We start from the raw sequence: 17,324 nt of genomic DNA, 5'->3' as shown, positions 1-17,324 counted from the left end.
GCCACCCCTTCGCCGAGAGGCCCACCGTTCATCGAGAGGCCCGGCGATTCGGGCCGAATTCGGCCCGAATCGCCGGGCCTCTCGATGAACGGTGGGCCTCTCGGCGAAGGGGTGGCTAGGTGCGGGCGTCGGTTGCGACGTTGACCGCGGGCATCACGTGATCGGCGTATGCCGCCAGGGTGTGCTCCTTGTCGTCGTGCTGCAGGTAGACCGCGAACTGGTCGACTCCCAGTTCGCGCAACTCCTCGACCCGCTTGATGTGCTCCTCGGGCGGTCCGATGATGCAGAACCGGTCGACGATCTCGTCCGGCACGAAGGTCGTGTGCGTGTTGCCCGCCCGGCCGTGCTGGTTGTAGTCGTAGCCCTCGCGTGCCTTGATGTAGTCGGTCAATGCCGTTGGCACACCGGAGGATTCGCCATACCGGCTGACGATGTCCGCGACGTGGTTGCCGACCATCCCACCGAACCAGCGGCACTGGTCGCGCGCGTGCTCGGCGGCTTCGGCGCTGCCGTCGGTGATGTATGCCGGTGCCGCCACACAGATCGTGATGTCGTCCGGATCCCGACCGGCGTCCCTGGCGGCGGACCGCACCGCCTCGACCATCCACGCGGTGATCTGCGGATCGGCGAGCTGCAGGATGTAGCCGTCCGCAACCTCACCGGTCAGCTTGAGCGCCTTCGGGCCGTATGCCGCGACCCAGACCTCGAGCTCCGACTTGCTCGCCCACGGCAGTCGAAGCGTGCTGTCGCCGTAGGCGACGGACTCGCCGGATGCCAGACCTCGTATGACGCCGACCGCGTCACGCAGCACCTTGAGCGTGCTGGGTCGACCGCCCTCCACCCGGACCGCGGAGTCGCCGCGGCCGATGCCACAGACTGTCCGGTTGCCGTACATCTCGTTGAGCGTGGCGAAGAGCGACGCGGTGACCGTCCAGTCACGAGTGGTGGGGTTGGTGACCATCGGCCCGACCATGACACGTCGGGTGTGGTCCAGGATCTGCCCGAAGATCGGGTAGGGGTCCTGCCACAGGATGTGACTGTCGAAGGTCCAGACGTGATCGAACCCGAGCCGGTCGGCTTGCACTGCCAGATCGACCACCCGCGCCGACGGGGGAGTGGTCTGCAGGACGATGCCGAAATCCATCAGATGAGGTACTGCGACAGGGAACGCTTGACGAACTGGCCGCGACCCGGCGATCCGGTGAATTCACCTGCGGTCAAGACGATTTCGCCGCGAGACAGCACCGTCTCGACCTTGCCGGTGAACTCCCACCCCTCGTAGACCGAGTAGTCGACGTTCATGTGATGGGTCTGCGCGGAGACCGTCTGCTTCGCCTCGGGGTCGTAGATCACGATGTCTGCGTCGGCGCCCGGCGCGACGACTCCCTTCTTCGGGTACATGCCGAACATTCGCGCCGGCGTGGCTGCGGAGATCTCGACCCAGCGGGCCAGGCTGATCTCGCCCTTGGTCACCCCCATGTGCAGCAGGTCCATCCGGTGCTCGACGCCGGGCAGGCCGTTGGGTATGGCGCGGAAGTCGTCCTTGCCCAGCTGTTTGTCGGGGACGAAACAGAAGGGACAGTGATCGGTCGCGACGACCGACAAGTCATTGGTGCGCAGCCCGCGCCAGAGCTTGGCCTGCTCCTCGGCCGGTCGCAGCGCGGGCGTGCAGACATACTTCGCACCTTCGAAATCCGGGCGTGCCAGATCGGATTCGTCGAGGAAGAGATATTGCGGGCAGGTCTCGCCGAAGACATTGCGGCCGGCGTCCCGAGCCTCGGTCACCACATCGACGGCGGCGCCGCTGGACAGGTGCACGAAGTAGAGCGGTGCCCCGGTGACATCGGCCATCTGGGTCGCGCGGTTGACCGCTTCCGCCTCCAGGGCGATCGGTCGGGTCAGCCCGTGGTACTTCGGCGCGGTGTGCCCGGCGGCGATCGCGCGCTGCACGATCTGGTCGATGGCCGTGCCGTTCTCGGCGTGCATCATGATCGTCGCGCCGTTGTCGCTGGCGCGGTACATCGCCTGGATGATCTGGTCGTCGGTGGACAGGAAGACGCCCGGGTATGCCATGAACAGCGTGAAGCTGGTGACGCCCTGGTCGACGAGGCCGTCCATCTCCTTCAGCGATGTCTCGTTGACGTCGGCCAGGATCGCGTGGAATCCGTAGTCGATGCAGGCCTTTCCCTCGGCCTTGGCGTGCCAGGTGTCCACCGCTTCCTGCAGCGACCCGCCCTTCTTCTGCACCGGGAAGTCGACGATCGTCGTGGTGCCACCCCAGGCAGCCGCGCGGGTGCCGGTCTCGAAGTCGTCGACGCTGAACGTTCCGCCGAACGGCATGTCCATGTGCGTGTGCACGTCGATGCCTCCTGGCAGGACGTACTTCCCGGATGCGTCGATGGTCCGGTCAGCGGTGACCCCGAGCGTCGCCGCTGTCCCTGGTGCGAGGACGGCCGAGACCGTCTCGCCGTCGATCAGGACATCGGCTGCCGCGGCACCCTGGGGTGAGACGACCCGGCCGCCGGTGATGAGTGTTGACGTCATACTGTGACTCCTTCTTCGTCCTCTTCGACTTCCAGTGCCGAATCGTCATACGAGACAGGTGCTTTCAGCAGTTTCATAAAGACCGTGTGCAGGATCGCACCGGCGACGAGGCCGATGATCCAGCCGTAGTCCGCGAGCGATTTCAGGAACGGGATGATGCCGTCGACCGGGAACGGGCCGGTCTTGTCGCCCTTGGCATTGACGTTGGAGTAGGAGCCACCACCGGCGAGGATCGCGGCGACCGCGAACGATGCGACGGCGATCCAGTTCCACCCGCCGCGGTACCAGTAGAGCCCGCGTCCGCGGGTGTAGAGATCACGGATCACCAGGTGCTTGCGGCGCACGAACCAGTAGTCGGCGAGCAGGATCCCCGCCACCGGCCCGAGGATCGCTCCGACGAAGTTGAGCCAGGTGAAGATGTAGATGTCCGGGTTGGACACCAGCTCCCACGGCATGATCAGCACCGAGAGCACGCAGGTGAGCAGTGCACCGCGCCGGAAGTTGATGCGCTTGGGGACGGCGTTGGCGAAGTCGTATGACGGGCTCACCAGGTTGGCCGCGATGTTCACCGCCAGGGTCGCGACCATGACGGTCGCGAGTGCGAGCAGGGTGCCGACCCAGTTGTCGATCCGTGCGGCGAGTTGGATCGGGTCCCAGATGACTTCGCCGTAGACCTTCTCCGACGCCGAGGTGACGAAGACCGACAGCAGCGCGAAGAACGTCATCGTGGTGGGCAGTCCATAGGTCTGCCCGAGCGCTTGTTGTTTCTGCGACCCGCCGAAGCGCGTGAAATCGGAGATGTTGAGCGACAACGTGGCCCAGAAGCCGATCATCCCCATCAGGGCGGGGCCGAACGCCTTCCAGAAGTCGCGGCCGTGCAGGGTGCCGGGCTGCGACAGGATGTCGCCGACGCCGCCGGCCTTGATCCACATGTAGATCAGCAGGGCGACCGCGGCGACCAGGACCACCGGAGCGGCCCAGTTCTCGAAGTGTTTCAGGGTGTCGATGCCACGGACGATGATCGCGATCTCCAGCAACCAGAAGACGAAGAAGCTGAGCCACTGGGTCCACGGGAAGTCGCCGATGTGCCCGGCGTTCGCCCATCCGTCGCCGAACATCTTGCCGGCCAGCAGGAAGATGCCCTCACCACCGATCCAGGTCTGCACGCCGAACCAGCAGGTCGCGGCGAGGGCGCGGATCAGTGCCGGCAGGTTGGCGCCGAAGATGCCGAACGACGAGCGTGCGAGCACCGGGAACGGTATGCCGTACTTCGTGCCGCCGTGACCGTTGAGCAGGATCGGGATCAGCACGATGACGTTCGCCAGCAGGATGATGAAAACCGCCTGTTGCCAGGACATCCCGGCGGCGACCAGACCCGAAGCGAGCAGCCACGACGGGATGTTGTGGCTCATCCCCACCCACAGCGCGGTGTAGTTGTAGGTGTGCCAGTTGCGCTCGGCCACCGGCACCGGCTTGAGGTCCTCGTTGGCCAGTCCCGGGTCGTTCAGGACCGACGTATCTCGCAACTCGACCCGTCCGTCTGGACTGGCTGCTTGACCGTCGCGGACAGCTGTCGACTCGATCGCCATACCCGGCTCCTAGGCAGTTGGAGAATGCCGGTCACGGTATCGGCGCTCGAACCGCTCGGACTCGTTCACCGTGTCACGCATCTTCCCGGCCACGTTCCGTCTTGTATCGGCATAGAACAGCCGCATGCGAGCGCCGGATCAGGAAGAGTAAAGGGAGCAGCGTCCGATGTGAGGTGTAGGTGACGTGCGCCCGAGACCGATGCGAGGCCGAGAGGTGTTCCGATGCAGCCGATGACACTCGGCGACGTGATCGAGCTGGCAGCCAGCCGGGAGGGACAGCCTGAGGTCATGCACGGGCATGACCAGCTCTCGGAGTCGGTGCGTTGGTGTCACGTCGGCGAGGTGCCGGACATCGGGACGATGCTCACCGGTGGCGAGGTCGTGCTCACGACCGGGGTGATGCTGACCAGTGACGAGGACCAGGTCGAGTATGTCGAGAAGATCGCCGCCGCAGGTGCGGCGGCGGTGTTCCTCGGAATCGGCCGAGCGTTCGACGACGTGCCGCGTGCCATGTTGCGCGCCTGCCGCTCTGCCGACCTACCGCTGGTGGTGATGTGGCGGCCGGTCGCCTTCGTGACGATCACCGAAGAGGTGCAGAGCGCGATCCTCGCACGGACCACGAGTCGGTCCGCGGTCTCGGAGAGCGTGCGAGACATGTTGCACCAATTGACGATTCAGCGAGCGCCGATGCAGGCGCTGGTGGATGAGATCGCCAGTTTCGCCGGGTGTCCGGTCGTGGTGGAGAACACCGCGAGGCAGGTGCAGTTGGCCGCCGGGGAAGCAGGGCTCCGGGAGGTGTTGCGGGACTGGACGCGACTGTCGCAATACATCTCCCGATTCGCCGACGACCGTGATGTGCACATCACGCCGGACGGGATCGTTGCCGCGACGCTGACCGAAGAGGGACGCCCATGGGGGTCGCTGATCCTCTTCGCACACGGCGAGCCGGAGGAGCGCTCCGAGGTGGTGGCCAGGTGCGGTGTCGAGGCGCTCAACCTGTACAAGCTCGTCTCACCCAGCACCGGTGACTGGCAGCGAGAGGCGCAAGAGGTGCTGCTGGCGGACCTGCTCGGCGGTCACGGCGGCACCGACCTGCTCGAATTGCGTGCGAGGGCTTCAGGGTTCAGGGTCCGGCACCGTCGGCTGACGCCGCTGGTGGTTCGACTCGCGCGCAGCCGGAGCGAATGCTCGATGCTCTTCGACCGGGCGCGGTCGGTGGCGGGCCGGTGCGGTGTCGACGCGCTCCTCGGGCCGATCGAGCACCGCACCATGCGGATCCTGGTTTCCTCCGACCCGTCCGACGATGCGACCAGCACCGTCGACGACTTCGGCCGACACCTGGCCGCCGAGTCCGACGGGCGGGTCATGCTCCTCGCAGCGGGCGATGCGGTGGAGGATCTGCGCGGCCTCGGGCAGTCGTTCGTGCGGGCTCGACAGACACTGAGCGCGGCGACCCGGCTCGGCCGGTGCGATCCGGTGGTGATCCGCCTGGCGGACCTCCGGCTCCCGGGGCTCGTCGAGGTGTTGGCGGTCAACCACGACGTCCAGGACTTCGTCGATCGTGAGCTCGGGCCGCTGTTGGACAGCCCGGAGCTCATCGACCTGTTGGAGAGCTACATCGCCGGCGGTCTCAACAAGTCCTCGACGGCCCACGCACATCACCTCTCGCGCCCGGCGGTCTACCGCAGGCTCGAGCAGATCACCGAACGGCTCACCATCGATCTGGATGACGTGCGTGCCGTCGCCGGCCTGTATGTCGCACTGCTCGCGCTGCGCGCTCGCGGCCGCTGACCCGTCTAGCTGGCCGAGTAGGGCGAGCCGCTAGGCGAGCCCGTATCGAGGCCCCGTTCGTCCTTTCGAGACGGTCGCTCGTGCCTCACGACCTCCTCAAGGACCTTTGTTCAAGCTGGTCGAGTAGGGCGAGCCCGGTCAAGCTGGTCGAGTAGGGCGAGCCGCTAGGCGAGCCCGTCTCGAGGCCCCGTTCGTCCTTTCGAGACGGTCGCTCGTGCCTCACGACCTCCTCAAGGACCTTTGTTCAAGCTGGTCGAGTAGGGCGAGCCCGGTCAAGCTGGTCGAGTAGGGCGAGCCGCTAGGCGAGCCCGTATCGAGGCCCCGTTCGTCCTTTCGAGACGGTCGCTCGTGCCTCACGACCTCCTCACGGACCTTTGTTCAAGCTGGTCGAGTAGGGCGAGCCCGGTCAAGCTGGTCGAGTAGGGCGAGCCGCTAGGCGAGCCCGTATCGAGACCCCGCCATACGCCTCACTTCTCGGTGATCGAGGTGTAGGTGTCCGGTCGGCGGTCGCGGTAGAACGCCCAGGTGGCCCGCTGCTCGCGGATCGCGTCGAGGTCGAGGTCGCGGACGAGCAACTCTTCGACCTGGTCGGAGGCGACGTCGCCGACGAACGCGCCACGCGGGTCGGCGAAGTATGACGTGCCGTAGAAGTCGTCATCACCCAGCGGCTCGATGCCGACCCGGTTGAGGGCACCGACGTAATACATGTTCGCGGCGGCCGCGGCGGTCTGCTCCAGCTTCCACAGGTGGTTGGACAACCCTCGCGAGGTGGCCGACGGGTTGAAGACGATCTCCGCGCCGGCCAGGCCGAGCCCGCGCCAGCCCTCCGGGAAGTGCCGGTCGTAACAGATGTAGACGCCGACCTTGCCGACCGCAGTCTCGAAGATCGGCCAGCCGTCGTTGGCGCCGGGGCGGAAGTAGAACTTCTCCCAGAAGCCGTGCAGCTGCGGGATGTGCGTCTTGCGGTACTTGCCGAGGTACTTGCCGTCGGCGTCGATCACCGCGGCTGCGTTGAAGAGCACACCCGGCTGCACCTCTTCGTAGATCGGCAGGATCATCACCTGGCCGGTCTCCTTGGCGACCGCGCTGAAGCGCTGCACGATCGGGCCGTCCGGAATGGCCTCGGCGTACTCGTACCAGGCCTTGTCCTGGACCTGGGCGAAGAACGGTCCCATGAACAGTTCCTGGAAGCAGATCACCTGGTTGCCCTGGCTCGCTGCCTGGTGCGCTGCCTCCTCGTGCGCGTCGAGCATTTTGTCCTTGTCCCCGCGCCAGTGGGTCTGGAACAGGGCGGCTTTGACAGTGGTCATGGGCAGGCTCCTCGATCGCCTCGGTCGATGTCGGCCCGACGCTAGTGCGGCGTGTTCGCGCGGTGACCCACCGTCATGTCACGAGAATCCGAAGTGGTGTTACACGGTGTCGAGGTCAGGGTCGACGAGGAGACGGCTTCGAAACGTCAATCGAGTTGGTGGGCGGCGATGTGGGCGAATAGACTGCGGGCAGCAGCGTTCGAGCCGTCATCAGCGGCGAGCTTCCGGAAGAACGGCGTTTCGCGCCCGGTAGAACCGGACGGGACGAGCCCGTCACAGCTCATGCAGAGCGGTTGTATGACGAGAAGCCTTTCGCCATACGACAAGCGAGGTGGTACCGCGGTGCCGGCCCGACGGGCAGGCGTCGTCCTCGAGCAGGACGAGCCGACCGCGAAAGAGAACCACCGCATGACCTACCCGAAGGTCGATCTGACCTCACCCGAACCGCATGGAGTTTCGTCGTCCGCGGACTTCCCGGCGATCGAGAAGGTCGTGCGGAAGTACTGGGATGACGACGACACGTTCCGCGCGTCCGTCGAGCAGCGCGACGCGGGCGAGAACGGCAGCAACGAGTTCGTCTTCTACGACGGACCGCCCTTCGCCAACGGCCTGCCGCACTACGGCCATCTGCTCACCGGCTACGTCAAGGACCTCATCCCGCGCTACCAGACGATGCGCGGCAAGCGGGTCGAGCGCCGCTTCGGCTGGGACACCCACGGGCTGCCGGCCGAGCTGGAGGCGATGAAGCAGCTCGGTCTGAAGACCAAGGACGAGATCCTCGAGATGGGGGTCGACAAGTTCAACGACGCCGCGCGCGCCTCGGTGCTGCGCTACACCGACGAGTGGCGTGAGTATGTCGAGCGGATGGGCCGTTGGGTCGACTTCGACAACGACTACAAGACGCTGAACCCCGACTTCATGGAGTCGGTGATCTGGGCGTTCAAGCAGCTCTACGACAAGGGGCTGATCTACGAGGGCTTCCGCGTGCTGCCCTACTGCTGGAACGACGAGACCCCGTTGTCCAACCACGAGCTGCGGATGGACGAGGACGTCTACCAGCAGCGGCAGGACCCGGCGGTGACCGTCGGATTCCGTTGCACCAGCAGCAAACTCGACGTTCTGCAGGGCGCCTACTTCCTCACCTGGACCACCACCCCGTGGACCTTGCCGTCCAACCTCGCGGTGATGGTCGGGCCGGATATCGAGTATGTCGTCGTCGAGACCGACGTGCCCACCGGCAGCGCGCAGCGGTATGTCGTGGCGCACGCGCGCGTCGCGGCATACGCCAAGGAGCTGTTCGGTGACGCCAAGGCGGACCCGGAGCCGCACATCGTCGCGCGGCTCACCGGGCGTGACCTGCTGGAGTCGGTCTACGCGCCGCCGTTCAGCTACTTCGCCGACCACGAGAACGCCTTCCGCGTCGTGCCGGCCGACTTCGTGACGACCACGGACGGCACCGGCCTGGTGCACAGCGCCGGCGCCTTCGGTGAGGACGACATGATCGTCACCGAGCGCGAGGGCATCGCACCGGTGATGCCGGTCGGACCCGACGGGCGTTTCACCTTCCCGGTCGCGGAATACGAAGGCATGCAGGTCTTCGATGCCAATCCGCACATCATCGACGACCTCAAGGCGGCGACGCGGGGCCTCGAGACGACCTCCGCTAGCGCTCCGGTCTCCTCGGCCACCTCGTCTGTGACGCCCGGCACGGTGCTGCTGCGCCGCGAGACCTACGAGCACTCCTACCCGCACTGCTGGCGGTGCCGGAACCCATTGATCTACAAGGGAGTCAGCTCCTGGTTCGTCAGCGTCACGTCCTTCAAGGACCGCATGCTCGCGCACAACCAGGAGATCAACTGGGTCCCGGAGAACGTCAAGGACGGTCAGTTCGGCAAGTGGCTGGCCAACGCCCGCGACTGGTCGATCACCCGCAACCGCTTCTGGGGAAGCCCGGTGCCGGTGTGGAAGTCCGACGACCCGGCATACCCGCGCCTCGACGTCTATGGCTCCTTCGAGGAGCTCGAGCGCGACTTCGGTGTCAAGGTCGACGACCTGCACCGCCCCGGCATCGACCAGTTGACGCGCCCGAATCCCGATGACCCGACAGGGAAGTCGACGATGCGCCGCGTCGAGGACGTGCTCGACGTGTGGTTCGACTCCGGGTCGATGCCCTACGGGCAGGTGCACTACCCCTTCGAGGACGCCGACTGGTTCGAGCACCACTTCCCGGCCGACTTCATCGTCGAATACATCGGGCAGACGCGCGGCTGGTTCTACATGCTGCACATCCTGTCCACGGCGCTCTTCGACAAGCCGGCGTTCAAGAACGTCATCTGCCACGGCATCGTGCTGGGCAGCGACGGGCAGAAGATGTCCAAGTCGCTGCGCAACTACCCGGATGTGTCCGAGGTCTTCGACCGCGACGGCGCCGACGCCATGCGGTGGTTCCTGATGAGCAGCCCGATCCTGCGCGGCGGCAACCTGATCGTCACCGAGCAGGGCATCCGCGACGGCGTGCGGCAGGTGCTGCTGCCGCTGTGGAGCAGCTGGTACTTCTTCAGCCTCTATGCGAATGCCGCTGGGGCAGAAGGACATTGGCGCACCGACTCGACCAATGTCATGGACCGCTACGTGCTGGCCAAGACCCGTGAGCTGGTCGAGGCGGTCCGGATGACGCTCGACGAGCTCGACGTGGCCGGGGCGTGCGACGCGGTGCAGGGCTTCCTCGACGTGCTGACCAACTGGTACATCCGCCGGTCGCGTGAGCGCTTCTGGGGGACGGCCGAGACCGAGGGCGACACTCAGGCCGCCTTCGACACGCTCTACACCGTGCTGGAGACCGTATGCCGCGTCGCGGCACCGTTGCTGCCCTTCGTCACCGAGCAGGTATGGCGCGGGCTGACCGGCGGCCGGTCGGTGCACCTGACCGACTGGCCGGTCGCGACCGACCTGCCCGCCGACACACAACTGGTCGAGGCGATGGACCGAGCTCACTCGATCTGCTCGACGACGTTGTCGGTGCGCAAGGCGCAGCAACTGCGTGTGCGGCTGCCGCTTGCGTCGCTGACCGTCGTGGTGGACGGCGCCGAGTCGCTGACCGACTTCACCGCGCTGATCGCCGACGAGGTCAACGTCCGCGACGTTCGACTGATCGATCTCGCCGAAGCCAGCGAGGCCGACTTCGGCATCGAGCAGAAGCTCACGGTCAACGCCCGCGCAGCGGGTCCGCGGCTGGGCAAGGACGTGCAGAAGGCCATCAAGGGCAGCAAGTCCGGTGATTGGTCCGTCGCCGACGACGGCACCGTCACCAGCGGCGGATTGGCTTTGCAGGAAGGCGAATTCACCCTCGAGTCGGTCGTCACCGATCAGTCGCGGGCCGACCAGGTGCCGGCGATGCTGCCCGGCGGCGGGTTCGTGGTCCTCGACACCGACGTCACTGAGGAGCTGCGGATCGAGGGCCTGGCCCGCGACATCATTCGCGCAGTGCAGCAGGCGCGCCGTTCGGCGGGACTGGACGTGAGCGACCGGATCAGCCTGGGCGTCACCGGCGACGATGACGCGTGGCAGGCGACGGTCACCCATCAGCAGCTGATCATGCGTGAGACGCTTGCCGTGCAGTTCGGTTCGGCCGGCGCGGGTCACGAGTTGCCCGATGCGGTCGAGGCGGATCTGGGCGGCGGCAAGCACGTGTCGATCTCGGTCAAGCGCGTCGAGCCGGCAGGCGAGGCGGCGAAGTGATGCGGGCGATGAAGGGGACGACGCTGTTGAAGGGGACGTCGAAATGAAGATAGCCAGCGGTGTGTTGCTACGGGCTGCGACCGGCGACGACCTGCAGGGCGTGATCGACGTCGGCCAGCAGACCTGGCCGGCGACCTATGGGCCGATCGCGGGCAAGGACTACGTCGCGATGGGCCTGGCGAAGTGGTGGACCGCTGACGCGACGATCCCCGCCATACGCGCTGGGCGGGTCACCGTCGCGGAGTACGACGGTGACATCGTCGGTATGACGTCGGTCGGCCCGCTGGACGGCAACGTGGCGTTGTGGAAGCTCTACGTGCTGCCGGAGTTCCAGAGCGCCGGCGTCGGCGGCATGCTGATGCGTGCCGCGATCGCCAAGGCCAAGGCCGACGGGTATGACGAGATGGTGCTGTCCTACCTGGACGGCAACGACAACGCCCGTGGCTTCTACGAGCACTACGGGTTCACCGAGACCGGGCGCGAGAGCACCGGTGGCGGCGTTCCCGACTCGGTCTGGATCCACCTCCCACTGAAGGATGATGAAACGCATGGCTAGTGGTCGTCCGGACGCAGCCGCTCGCGAGGCGGAGCGCAACCTGGAGTTGCGCAAGCGGCTGCGAGAGGTCGAGGCGGCCATCCTCGGGCGCACGCCGGAGTCGAGTCCCGAGCCGTCGCTGGAGCGGGTCCGCCGCATCATGGAGCTGCTCGGCGACCCGCAGCGGTCGTTCCCGGTCATCCACCTGACCGGCACCAACGGCAAGACGACCACCACGCGCACCATCGAGCGGATCGTGCGTGAGACAGGACTGTCCACCGGGCGCTTCACCTCGCCGCACCTGCACAACGTACGGGAGCGAATCGCGTTGAACGGCAGGTCGATCGACCCCGAGCGGTTCATTGCGACATACGACGACGTGCTGCCGTATGTCGAGCTGATCGACAACGAAGCACGCGAGGCGGGCGAGCCGACGACGACCTACTTCGAGATCCTTGTCGTGATGGCCTATGCCGCCTTCGCGGACGCACCTGTCGACGTCGCGATCGTCGAGGTCGGCCTCGGTGGCGAGTGGGATGCGACCAACGTCGCCGACGGTCAGGTCGCGGTCGTCACGCCGGTCTCGCTGGACCACACCCGGTTGCTCGGCTCGACGGTCGAGGAGATCACCCTGGAGAAGCGGGGCATCATCAAGCCGGGGTCGATCACCGTCGTGGGCGAGCAGGAGCCGGCGGTCGACGAGCTGATCGCCGAGCGTGTCGCCGAGGTGGGCGGTGCGGCCAAGCGCGAGACGATCGACTTCGAGGTGCTCGAGCGCGACCAGGCCGTCGGCGGCCAGCAGCTGACCGTGCAAGGACTCGCGGCCACCTACCCCGAGCTCTACGTCCCCCTCTTCGGCGAGCACCAGGCGCACAACGTCGCGACCGCTGTCGCCGCTGCCGAGGCATTTCTCGGCGGGGGAGAGCAGCCGCTGGACATCGACCTGTTGCGGGCCGCGCTGGCCGATCTCGACTCGCCGGGCCGGCTGGAGATTGTGCGGCGCTCGCCGACGGTGCTGGTCGACGGTGCGCACAACGCTGCCGGCATACGGGCGCTGCGCAATGCGATGAGCGACTCGTTCAACTTCGCGCGCCTGGTCGGTGTGCTGGCGATCTTCGCCGACAAGGACGCCGACGACATGTTGTCGACGCTTGAGCCGGTGCTGGATCACGTTGTGATCACCCGCAATTCGAGCCATCGCAGCATGCAGCCGGCTGCCCTGGGTGCCATCGCGGTGGAGATCTTCGGCGAGGAGCGGGTCGACATCGTCCCGAACCTGCCGGACGCCATCGATCGCGCGGCCGAGCTCTCCGACGAGGGTGGTGTCGCCGGTGGTGTGCTCGCGACCGGGTCCATCCAGACCGCCGCCGACGTGCGCGCGCTGCTCGGGGTGACGGACTCCTAAATGATCGGCACTGTTCTGATGTACGGAGTCGGCGACCGTATGACGCGCCGGTTCGCCGGCATGGTGGTCGGCTCGCAGAGCGTCGTGGTCTTCCTCGGCGCGCTCGTCGCCTGGGCGATCGCGAAGTCGCAACACGACACGGCCCACACGTCATACCTCGTCGTCGGGATCGTGCTCGCGGTCCTGTGCATCGTCGCCGCAGGCACGCTCAGGCGTCCGTGGGGTGTCACGTTGGGATGGATAGTCCAGATCGCTACAGTCCTGGCAGGTTTCGTCGTGCCGATGATGTTCCTGGTCGGCCTGATGTTCCTCGCCCTGTGGGTCACCGCACTCGTCCAGGGTCGCAAGATGGACGCCTTGACCACTCGCCGTGAGGAGAGTTCCGGATGACCTGGTTCGAAGCTGTGGTGCTCGGGATCGTGCAGGGCCTGACCGAGTTCCTGCCGATCTCGTCATCGGCGCACCAGCTCATCTTCGGCCGGTTGTTCTGGGACAACGACGGCGGCGGCTCGGCATTCACCGCCGTCAACCAGCTGGGCACCGAGACTGCGGTCATCGTCTATTTCTGGCGCGACATCGTGCAGATCATCAAGCAGTGGGCGCTGTCGGTCGCCGGCAAGGTGCCGCGCAGTGACCCGGACGCCCGGATGGGCTGGCTGGTCATCGTCGGCACCATCCCGATCGGCATCCTCGGCCTGGTGTTCAAGGACTTCATCGAGGGAGACCTGCGCAACCTGTGGGTCACGGCCAGCATGCTGCTGATCTTCGCGATCGTGATCGCGGTGGCCGACGCGACGGTCGACCACGACGAGCAGCACGGGCACGAGCAGGACGAGCAACACGGGCGCAAGACCCTCGACGACCTGACCGTCCGCGACGGCATCTTCTACGGCCTGTGGCAGGCGCTCGCGCTCATTCCGGGCGTATCCCGTTCCGGCGGAACGATTTCCGGTGGTCTGTTCATGGGCTACACCCGCAAGGCCGCGGCGCGCTATTCGTTCCTGCTCGCCATACCGGCGGTCGTGATCTCCGGCCTCTTCGAGCTGAAGGACATCCACGGCAGCGGGGGCGACGGCTGGGGCCAGATCGCGGTCGCGACGGTGCTGGCGTTCGGCGTCGGGTATGCCGTGATCGCGTGGTTCATGCGCTACATCTCGACCCACACGTTCCGGCCGTTCGTCTACTACCGGATCGCCCTCGCAGTCTTCCTCTTCGGCATGCTCGTCCTCGGCAAGATCGCGGCCTGACGCAACCCCGACACCCCGTCACTGGGCGAGGGGAGAGGCTGCGAGGAGGGGAGCGGCATACCGGCCGTTCGACCGAATGCGCCGTCCGATTGAATGGGCGTCATGGAACGCACCCTCGTCATTGTCAAGCCCGATGGATTCGCGCGCGGTCTGACCGGAGAGGTCCTGCGCCGCATCGAGGCGAAGGGCTACACGCTCGACACGCTGCAGATCATGACTCCCGACCGGGACCGGCTCGCCCAGCACTACGCCGAGCACGAGGGCAAGCCGTTCTACCAGCCGCTGGTCGACTTCATGGCGAGCGGTCCGGCGACCTTCGCGATCGTCACCGGTGAGCGCGTCATCGAGGGTTTCCGCGCACTCGCCGGCGCCACCGACCCGACCGCCGCGGCACCGGGCAGCATCCGGGGCGACCTCGGCCGCGACTGGGGGCTGGCCGTGCAGCAGAACATCGTGCACGGCTCGGATTCACCGGAGTCGGCCGAGCGCGAGATCGGCATCTGGTTCGGCGGTAGCGGTCGTTGAGCTCGTCCCCTTGTGGTCGTTGAGCCTGTCGAAGCGACGCGGTGACCTCGACGAGCTCGGCCACCACCACGCGGTAAGCTCCGCACTGGACGCAATAACTGCAGGGAAAGCCGGTGCGACTCCGGCGCTGACCCGCAACCGTGTGCAGGCCGGGACCTTGGTTCCGGTCGGCGAGCCGGAGCACCTGCGCGTCCGCGAGTGATCTCGTCGCGGCTCCGCGAGGTCAATCGACGGGACTTCGACGGGCCGCGCGATCTCGTGGAAGGTTCCCAAAAGCAATGACCACAACTCTTCGCGCACGTGCGGGTCTCACGGGCGCCATCGCGCTTGCGTGTGCCGGGCTGACCGGCATCGCCGCGCCGGCCCACGCGGCCACACCGACTGTCGACACCGGCGCGCATTTCCTCTCCGGCGAGTTGACTGCAGGCGGCGACCATCTGTCGATCAGTGCCGGCGGCAGCAGCTACCCCGACTACGGCCTGACCATCGACGCCGTGCTCGGACTCGACGCGGTGCAGACCGGTCAGTCCGCCGCGCAGCGGGCGGCGACATACATCACCAAGAACTCCGCGGCCTACACCACTGGCGGCACCGAGGGTGAGCAGTATGCCGGTGCGACTGCCAAGTTGCTGGTGTTCTCCCAGGCGCAGGGCCTGCCGACCAGCAAGATCGTGGCGGACCTGAAGGGGCTCGAGACCGACAACGGGCAGTTCAAGGACAAGTCGACCTACGGCGACTACTCCAACACGATGGGTCAGTCACTGGCGGTCGTCGGCTTGACCCGTGCCGGCCAGCCCGACACGAAGGCCGTTGATTTTCTGCTCAAGCAGCAGTGTGACGACGGTGGTTTCCGGATCACGTTCACCGGATCGTGCACCGGTGACACCGACGCGACCTCGCTGGCTGTGCAGGCGCTGAGCGCCGCCGGCGGCCACGACGCGCAGATCGACAAGGCCATCGGTTTCATCTCCGGCAAGCAGGAGGCCAACGGTGGCGTCGTGGAGCCCGGCGCGGAGAACGGCGGCCCCAACACCAACAGCACCGGCCTGGCAGCCGTGGCGTTCAGCCTGGCCGGCAAGACCACGCAGGCCGCGAAGGCCAAGTCGTATGTCGAGAGCCTGCAGTTCGGGTGCAGCGCGCCCGCGGAGCTGCGCGGCGGTTACGCGTTCGACGACAAGACGTTCGCCGAGCAGCGTGCGAAGGGCAGCAAGGCGACGGTGACCGATCAGGAGTTGCGGGCCACCCCGCAGGCGCTGTTGGCCATCAGCCAGCAGCCCTACCTGAAGATCACCGCCGGCGGCTCGGCTGCGGCGCCGGCGCTCGACTGCTCGGCAGCCCCGGCCCCGACACCGACGAGCAGCTCGACCGGCACTGCGACCGCCAGTGCGACCGCTTCGTCCACGACGACCGGGCCGGCAGTCATCACCGACGGCCCGTCCGACGGGGGCAACAACGGACTGCTGTTCGGCGGCGTCGCCGCGCTCGGTGGAGTCGCCCTGGCCGGTGCCGGCCTGCGTCGCCGACTGCGCTCGAACGACTGACCGTCACCCGAACCGAGCGGACACACAAACGCCGAGCGGACACGAAAATACGCGCGAAATCGCGCGGATTTCGTGTCCGCTCAGTGGCGTTCGTGTCCGCTCGGTGAGGAGTGGGTCTACTTGAGAGCGTCGTCGAGGCCGGCGATGGCCAGCTCGAGCAGGTGGGCGAGCTTGTCACGCTGCCCCGCGGGAAGGTGCGACAGCACGTCGGACTCCACCATGTCGGAGTGGCGGACCACCTGCCGGAACATCTCCCAGCCGTCCCGGGTGAGATGCACCAGGATCCGGGTGCGGTTGTCCTGGTCGGGCTCGCGTTCGATGAGGCCGCGCTCGGCCATCCGGTCCAGCCGGTGGGTCATCGACGACGGTGCGACAGCGGCGGTCTCGGCCAGCTGCGACGGGGTGGAGATGTGGTCGTCTGCTTCGGCGGCGAGGTGCCGGATGACTGCCCACTCCCCGGCGGTCAGGTCCAGGTCGGAGAGGTTCTGGGTGTACCACTGCGACAGTCGGCGGGCCAGCCCGTGCACCGCGGTGATGACACGCTGAACCTGCTCGTCGCCACCCGCCTCGACATACGCGGCGACCTCGGCTTCGTAGCGGCTTCGCTCGCTCTTCGCAGTCCGGCTCATCGCTTCCATTAGAGCGTATGACGTCCGCTGCGCGGAGCACGGCCTCCGGCGCCCGCTTCGATTAGGGGCGGGCCGGTACGTGCTGATAACCTGACCCTTGCCGTGAAACCGGCCGCGGACCAAGAGCGCCCTGGTGGACATGCCCAGGAGCACCGCGCAACCAAGAAGACGAACGGAGATCGCCCACTCATGCCTCTGGATACCGCCACCAAGGCGCAGATCATGACCGAATACGCGACCAAAGAGGGCGACACCGGTTCGCCCGAGGTGCAGATCGCGATGCTCACCCAGCGCATCACCGACCTCACCGAGCACTCCCGTCAGCACCCTCACGACCACCACAGCCGGCGCGGCCTGCTGCTCCTGGTCGGTAAGCGCAAGCGCATGCTGCGTTACCTCGAGGACGTCGACATCGAGCGCTACCGCTCGCTGATCAAGCGCCTCGGCCTGCGTCGCTGACGTTTGACCCA

At 66.7% G+C, this 17,324-nt stretch carries 15 protein-coding genes; 10 read left to right on the top strand and 5 right to left on the bottom strand.

Features of this window, described 5'->3' with window-relative positions; genetic code table 11:
* Window positions 1-115: 115 nt before the first annotated feature.
* The 3 genes from ACSZL9_RS04915 to ACSZL9_RS04905 are packed head-to-tail and all read right to left on the bottom strand — an operon-like array spanning window position 116 to window position 4,133.
* A complete protein-coding gene (locus ACSZL9_RS04915; RefSeq protein ID WP_446664355.1) occupies window positions 116-1,144 on the bottom strand; it encodes a TIGR03842 family LLM class F420-dependent oxidoreductase in 1,029 nt (342 codons plus the stop codon).
* Window positions 1,144-2,544 (bottom strand): dihydropyrimidinase, encoded by a 1,401-nt coding sequence (gene hydA / locus ACSZL9_RS04910; RefSeq protein ID WP_446664354.1) that lies wholly within the window; start codon window positions 2,542-2,544, stop codon window positions 1,144-1,146. Before hydA ends, ACSZL9_RS04915 begins: the two co-directional genes overlap by 1 nt.
* A complete protein-coding gene (locus ACSZL9_RS04905; protein ID WP_446664353.1) occupies window positions 2,541-4,133 on the bottom strand; it encodes an NCS1 family nucleobase:cation symporter-1 in 1,593 nt (530 codons plus the stop codon). The genes hydA and ACSZL9_RS04905 overlap by 4 nt, the downstream gene beginning before the upstream one ends.
* Window positions 4,134-4,355: 222 nt before the next feature.
* Here ACSZL9_RS04905 and ACSZL9_RS04900 point away from each other — a divergent pair, with 222 nt between their 5' ends.
* Window positions 4,356-5,924, top strand: a complete 1,569-nt coding sequence (locus tag ACSZL9_RS04900; protein WP_446664352.1) for a PucR family transcriptional regulator — start codon at window positions 4,356-4,358, stop codon at window positions 5,922-5,924.
* Window positions 5,925-6,391: 467 nt separating this feature from the next.
* On the opposite strand, the gene ACSZL9_RS04895 is transcribed toward ACSZL9_RS04900, so the two are convergent.
* Entirely contained in the window at window positions 6,392-7,234 is an 843-nt protein-coding gene (locus ACSZL9_RS04895; protein WP_446664351.1) for a nitrilase-related carbon-nitrogen hydrolase, read from the bottom strand.
* A gap of 408 nt (window positions 7,235-7,642) precedes the next feature.
* Between ACSZL9_RS04895 and ileS the strand changes: the two genes are divergently transcribed.
* The 8 genes from ileS to ACSZL9_RS04855 all read left to right on the top strand — a co-directional run bounded on the left by ileS (window position 7,643) and on the right by ACSZL9_RS04855 (window position 16,225).
* Window positions 7,643-10,972, top strand: a complete 3,330-nt coding sequence (gene ileS, locus ACSZL9_RS04890; RefSeq protein WP_446665103.1) for an isoleucine--tRNA ligase — start codon at window positions 7,643-7,645, stop codon at window positions 10,970-10,972.
* Between the two features lie 43 nt (window positions 10,973-11,015).
* On the top strand, window positions 11,016-11,528 hold the full coding sequence (locus tag ACSZL9_RS04885) for an N-acetyltransferase family protein (RefSeq protein ID WP_446664350.1): 513 nt from the start codon (window positions 11,016-11,018) through the stop codon (window positions 11,526-11,528).
* Entirely contained in the window at window positions 11,521-12,912 is a 1,392-nt protein-coding gene (locus tag ACSZL9_RS04880; RefSeq protein WP_446664349.1) for a bifunctional folylpolyglutamate synthase/dihydrofolate synthase, read from the top strand. Before ACSZL9_RS04885 ends, ACSZL9_RS04880 begins: the two co-directional genes overlap by 8 nt.
* A complete protein-coding gene (locus ACSZL9_RS04875; protein WP_446664348.1) occupies window positions 12,913-13,302 on the top strand; it encodes a DUF4233 domain-containing protein in 390 nt (129 codons plus the stop codon).
* Window positions 13,299-14,159, top strand: coding sequence for an undecaprenyl-diphosphate phosphatase (locus tag ACSZL9_RS04870; RefSeq protein ID WP_446664347.1), 861 nt, complete (start codon window positions 13,299-13,301; stop codon window positions 14,157-14,159). Before ACSZL9_RS04875 ends, ACSZL9_RS04870 begins: the two co-directional genes overlap by 4 nt.
* Window positions 14,160-14,261: 102 nt before the next feature.
* Window positions 14,262-14,684 (top strand): nucleoside-diphosphate kinase, encoded by a 423-nt coding sequence (gene ndk, locus ACSZL9_RS04865; protein WP_446664346.1) that lies wholly within the window; start codon window positions 14,262-14,264, stop codon window positions 14,682-14,684.
* A 19-nt stretch (window positions 14,685-14,703) separates the two neighbouring features.
* The gene (locus tag ACSZL9_RS04860; RefSeq protein WP_446664345.1) at window positions 14,704-14,886 is read left to right on the top strand and encodes a hypothetical protein; all 183 of its coding nucleotides are present in this window, start codon (window positions 14,704-14,706) and stop codon (window positions 14,884-14,886) included.
* 76 nt (window positions 14,887-14,962) lie between these two features.
* Entirely contained in the window at window positions 14,963-16,225 is a 1,263-nt protein-coding gene (locus tag ACSZL9_RS04855) for a prenyltransferase/squalene oxidase repeat-containing protein (RefSeq protein ID WP_446664344.1), read from the top strand.
* Between the two features lie 116 nt (window positions 16,226-16,341).
* On the opposite strand, the gene ACSZL9_RS04850 is transcribed toward ACSZL9_RS04855, so the two are convergent.
* The gene (locus ACSZL9_RS04850) at window positions 16,342-16,854 is read right to left on the bottom strand and encodes a MarR family winged helix-turn-helix transcriptional regulator (protein WP_446664343.1); all 513 of its coding nucleotides are present in this window, start codon (window positions 16,852-16,854) and stop codon (window positions 16,342-16,344) included.
* A 189-nt stretch (window positions 16,855-17,043) separates the two neighbouring features.
* Between ACSZL9_RS04850 and rpsO the strand changes: the two genes are divergently transcribed.
* Window positions 17,044-17,313 (top strand): 30S ribosomal protein S15, encoded by a 270-nt coding sequence (gene rpsO, locus ACSZL9_RS04845; protein ID WP_446664342.1) that lies wholly within the window; start codon window positions 17,044-17,046, stop codon window positions 17,311-17,313.
* Window positions 17,314-17,324: the final 11 nt, after the last annotated feature.

This window comes from Flexivirga sp. B27 (assembly GCF_052905685.1).
The sequence above is the reverse complement of the archived record's forward strand: the minus strand, read 5'-3'. Positions and strand labels throughout refer to the sequence as shown.

Bases quoted from the DNA above. Each gene is read 5' to 3' on its own strand.
- ACSZL9_RS04875 (WP_446664348.1), top strand. From the start codon at position 12,913: ATGATCGGCACTGTTCTGATGTACGGAGTCGGCGACCGTATGACGCGC.
- ACSZL9_RS04850 (WP_446664343.1), bottom strand. From the start codon at position 16,854: ATGAGCCGGACTGCGAAGAGCGAGCGAAGCCGCTACGAAGCCGAGGTC.
- ACSZL9_RS04900 (WP_446664352.1), top strand. From the start codon at position 4,356: ATGCAGCCGATGACACTCGGCGACGTGATCGAGCTGGCAGCCAGCCGG.
- ileS (WP_446665103.1), top strand. From the start codon at position 7,643: ATGACCTACCCGAAGGTCGATCTGACCTCACCCGAACCGCATGGAGTT.
- ACSZL9_RS04895 (WP_446664351.1), bottom strand. From the start codon at position 7,234: ATGACCACTGTCAAAGCCGCCCTGTTCCAGACCCACTGGCGCGGGGAC.
- ACSZL9_RS04880 (WP_446664349.1), top strand. From the start codon at position 11,521: ATGGCTAGTGGTCGTCCGGACGCAGCCGCTCGCGAGGCGGAGCGCAAC.
- ACSZL9_RS04915 (WP_446664355.1), bottom strand. From the start codon at position 1,144: ATGGATTTCGGCATCGTCCTGCAGACCACTCCCCCGTCGGCGCGGGTG.
- ndk (WP_446664346.1), top strand. From the start codon at position 14,262: ATGGAACGCACCCTCGTCATTGTCAAGCCCGATGGATTCGCGCGCGGT.
- ACSZL9_RS04885 (WP_446664350.1), top strand. From the start codon at position 11,016: ATGAAGATAGCCAGCGGTGTGTTGCTACGGGCTGCGACCGGCGACGAC.
- rpsO (WP_446664342.1), top strand. From the start codon at position 17,044: ATGCCTCTGGATACCGCCACCAAGGCGCAGATCATGACCGAATACGCG.
- hydA (WP_446664354.1), bottom strand. From the start codon at position 2,544: ATGACGTCAACACTCATCACCGGCGGCCGGGTCGTCTCACCCCAGGGT.
- ACSZL9_RS04870 (WP_446664347.1), top strand. From the start codon at position 13,299: ATGACCTGGTTCGAAGCTGTGGTGCTCGGGATCGTGCAGGGCCTGACC.
- ACSZL9_RS04855 (WP_446664344.1), top strand. From the start codon at position 14,963: ATGACCACAACTCTTCGCGCACGTGCGGGTCTCACGGGCGCCATCGCG.
- ACSZL9_RS04905 (WP_446664353.1), bottom strand. From the start codon at position 4,133: ATGGCGATCGAGTCGACAGCTGTCCGCGACGGTCAAGCAGCCAGTCCA.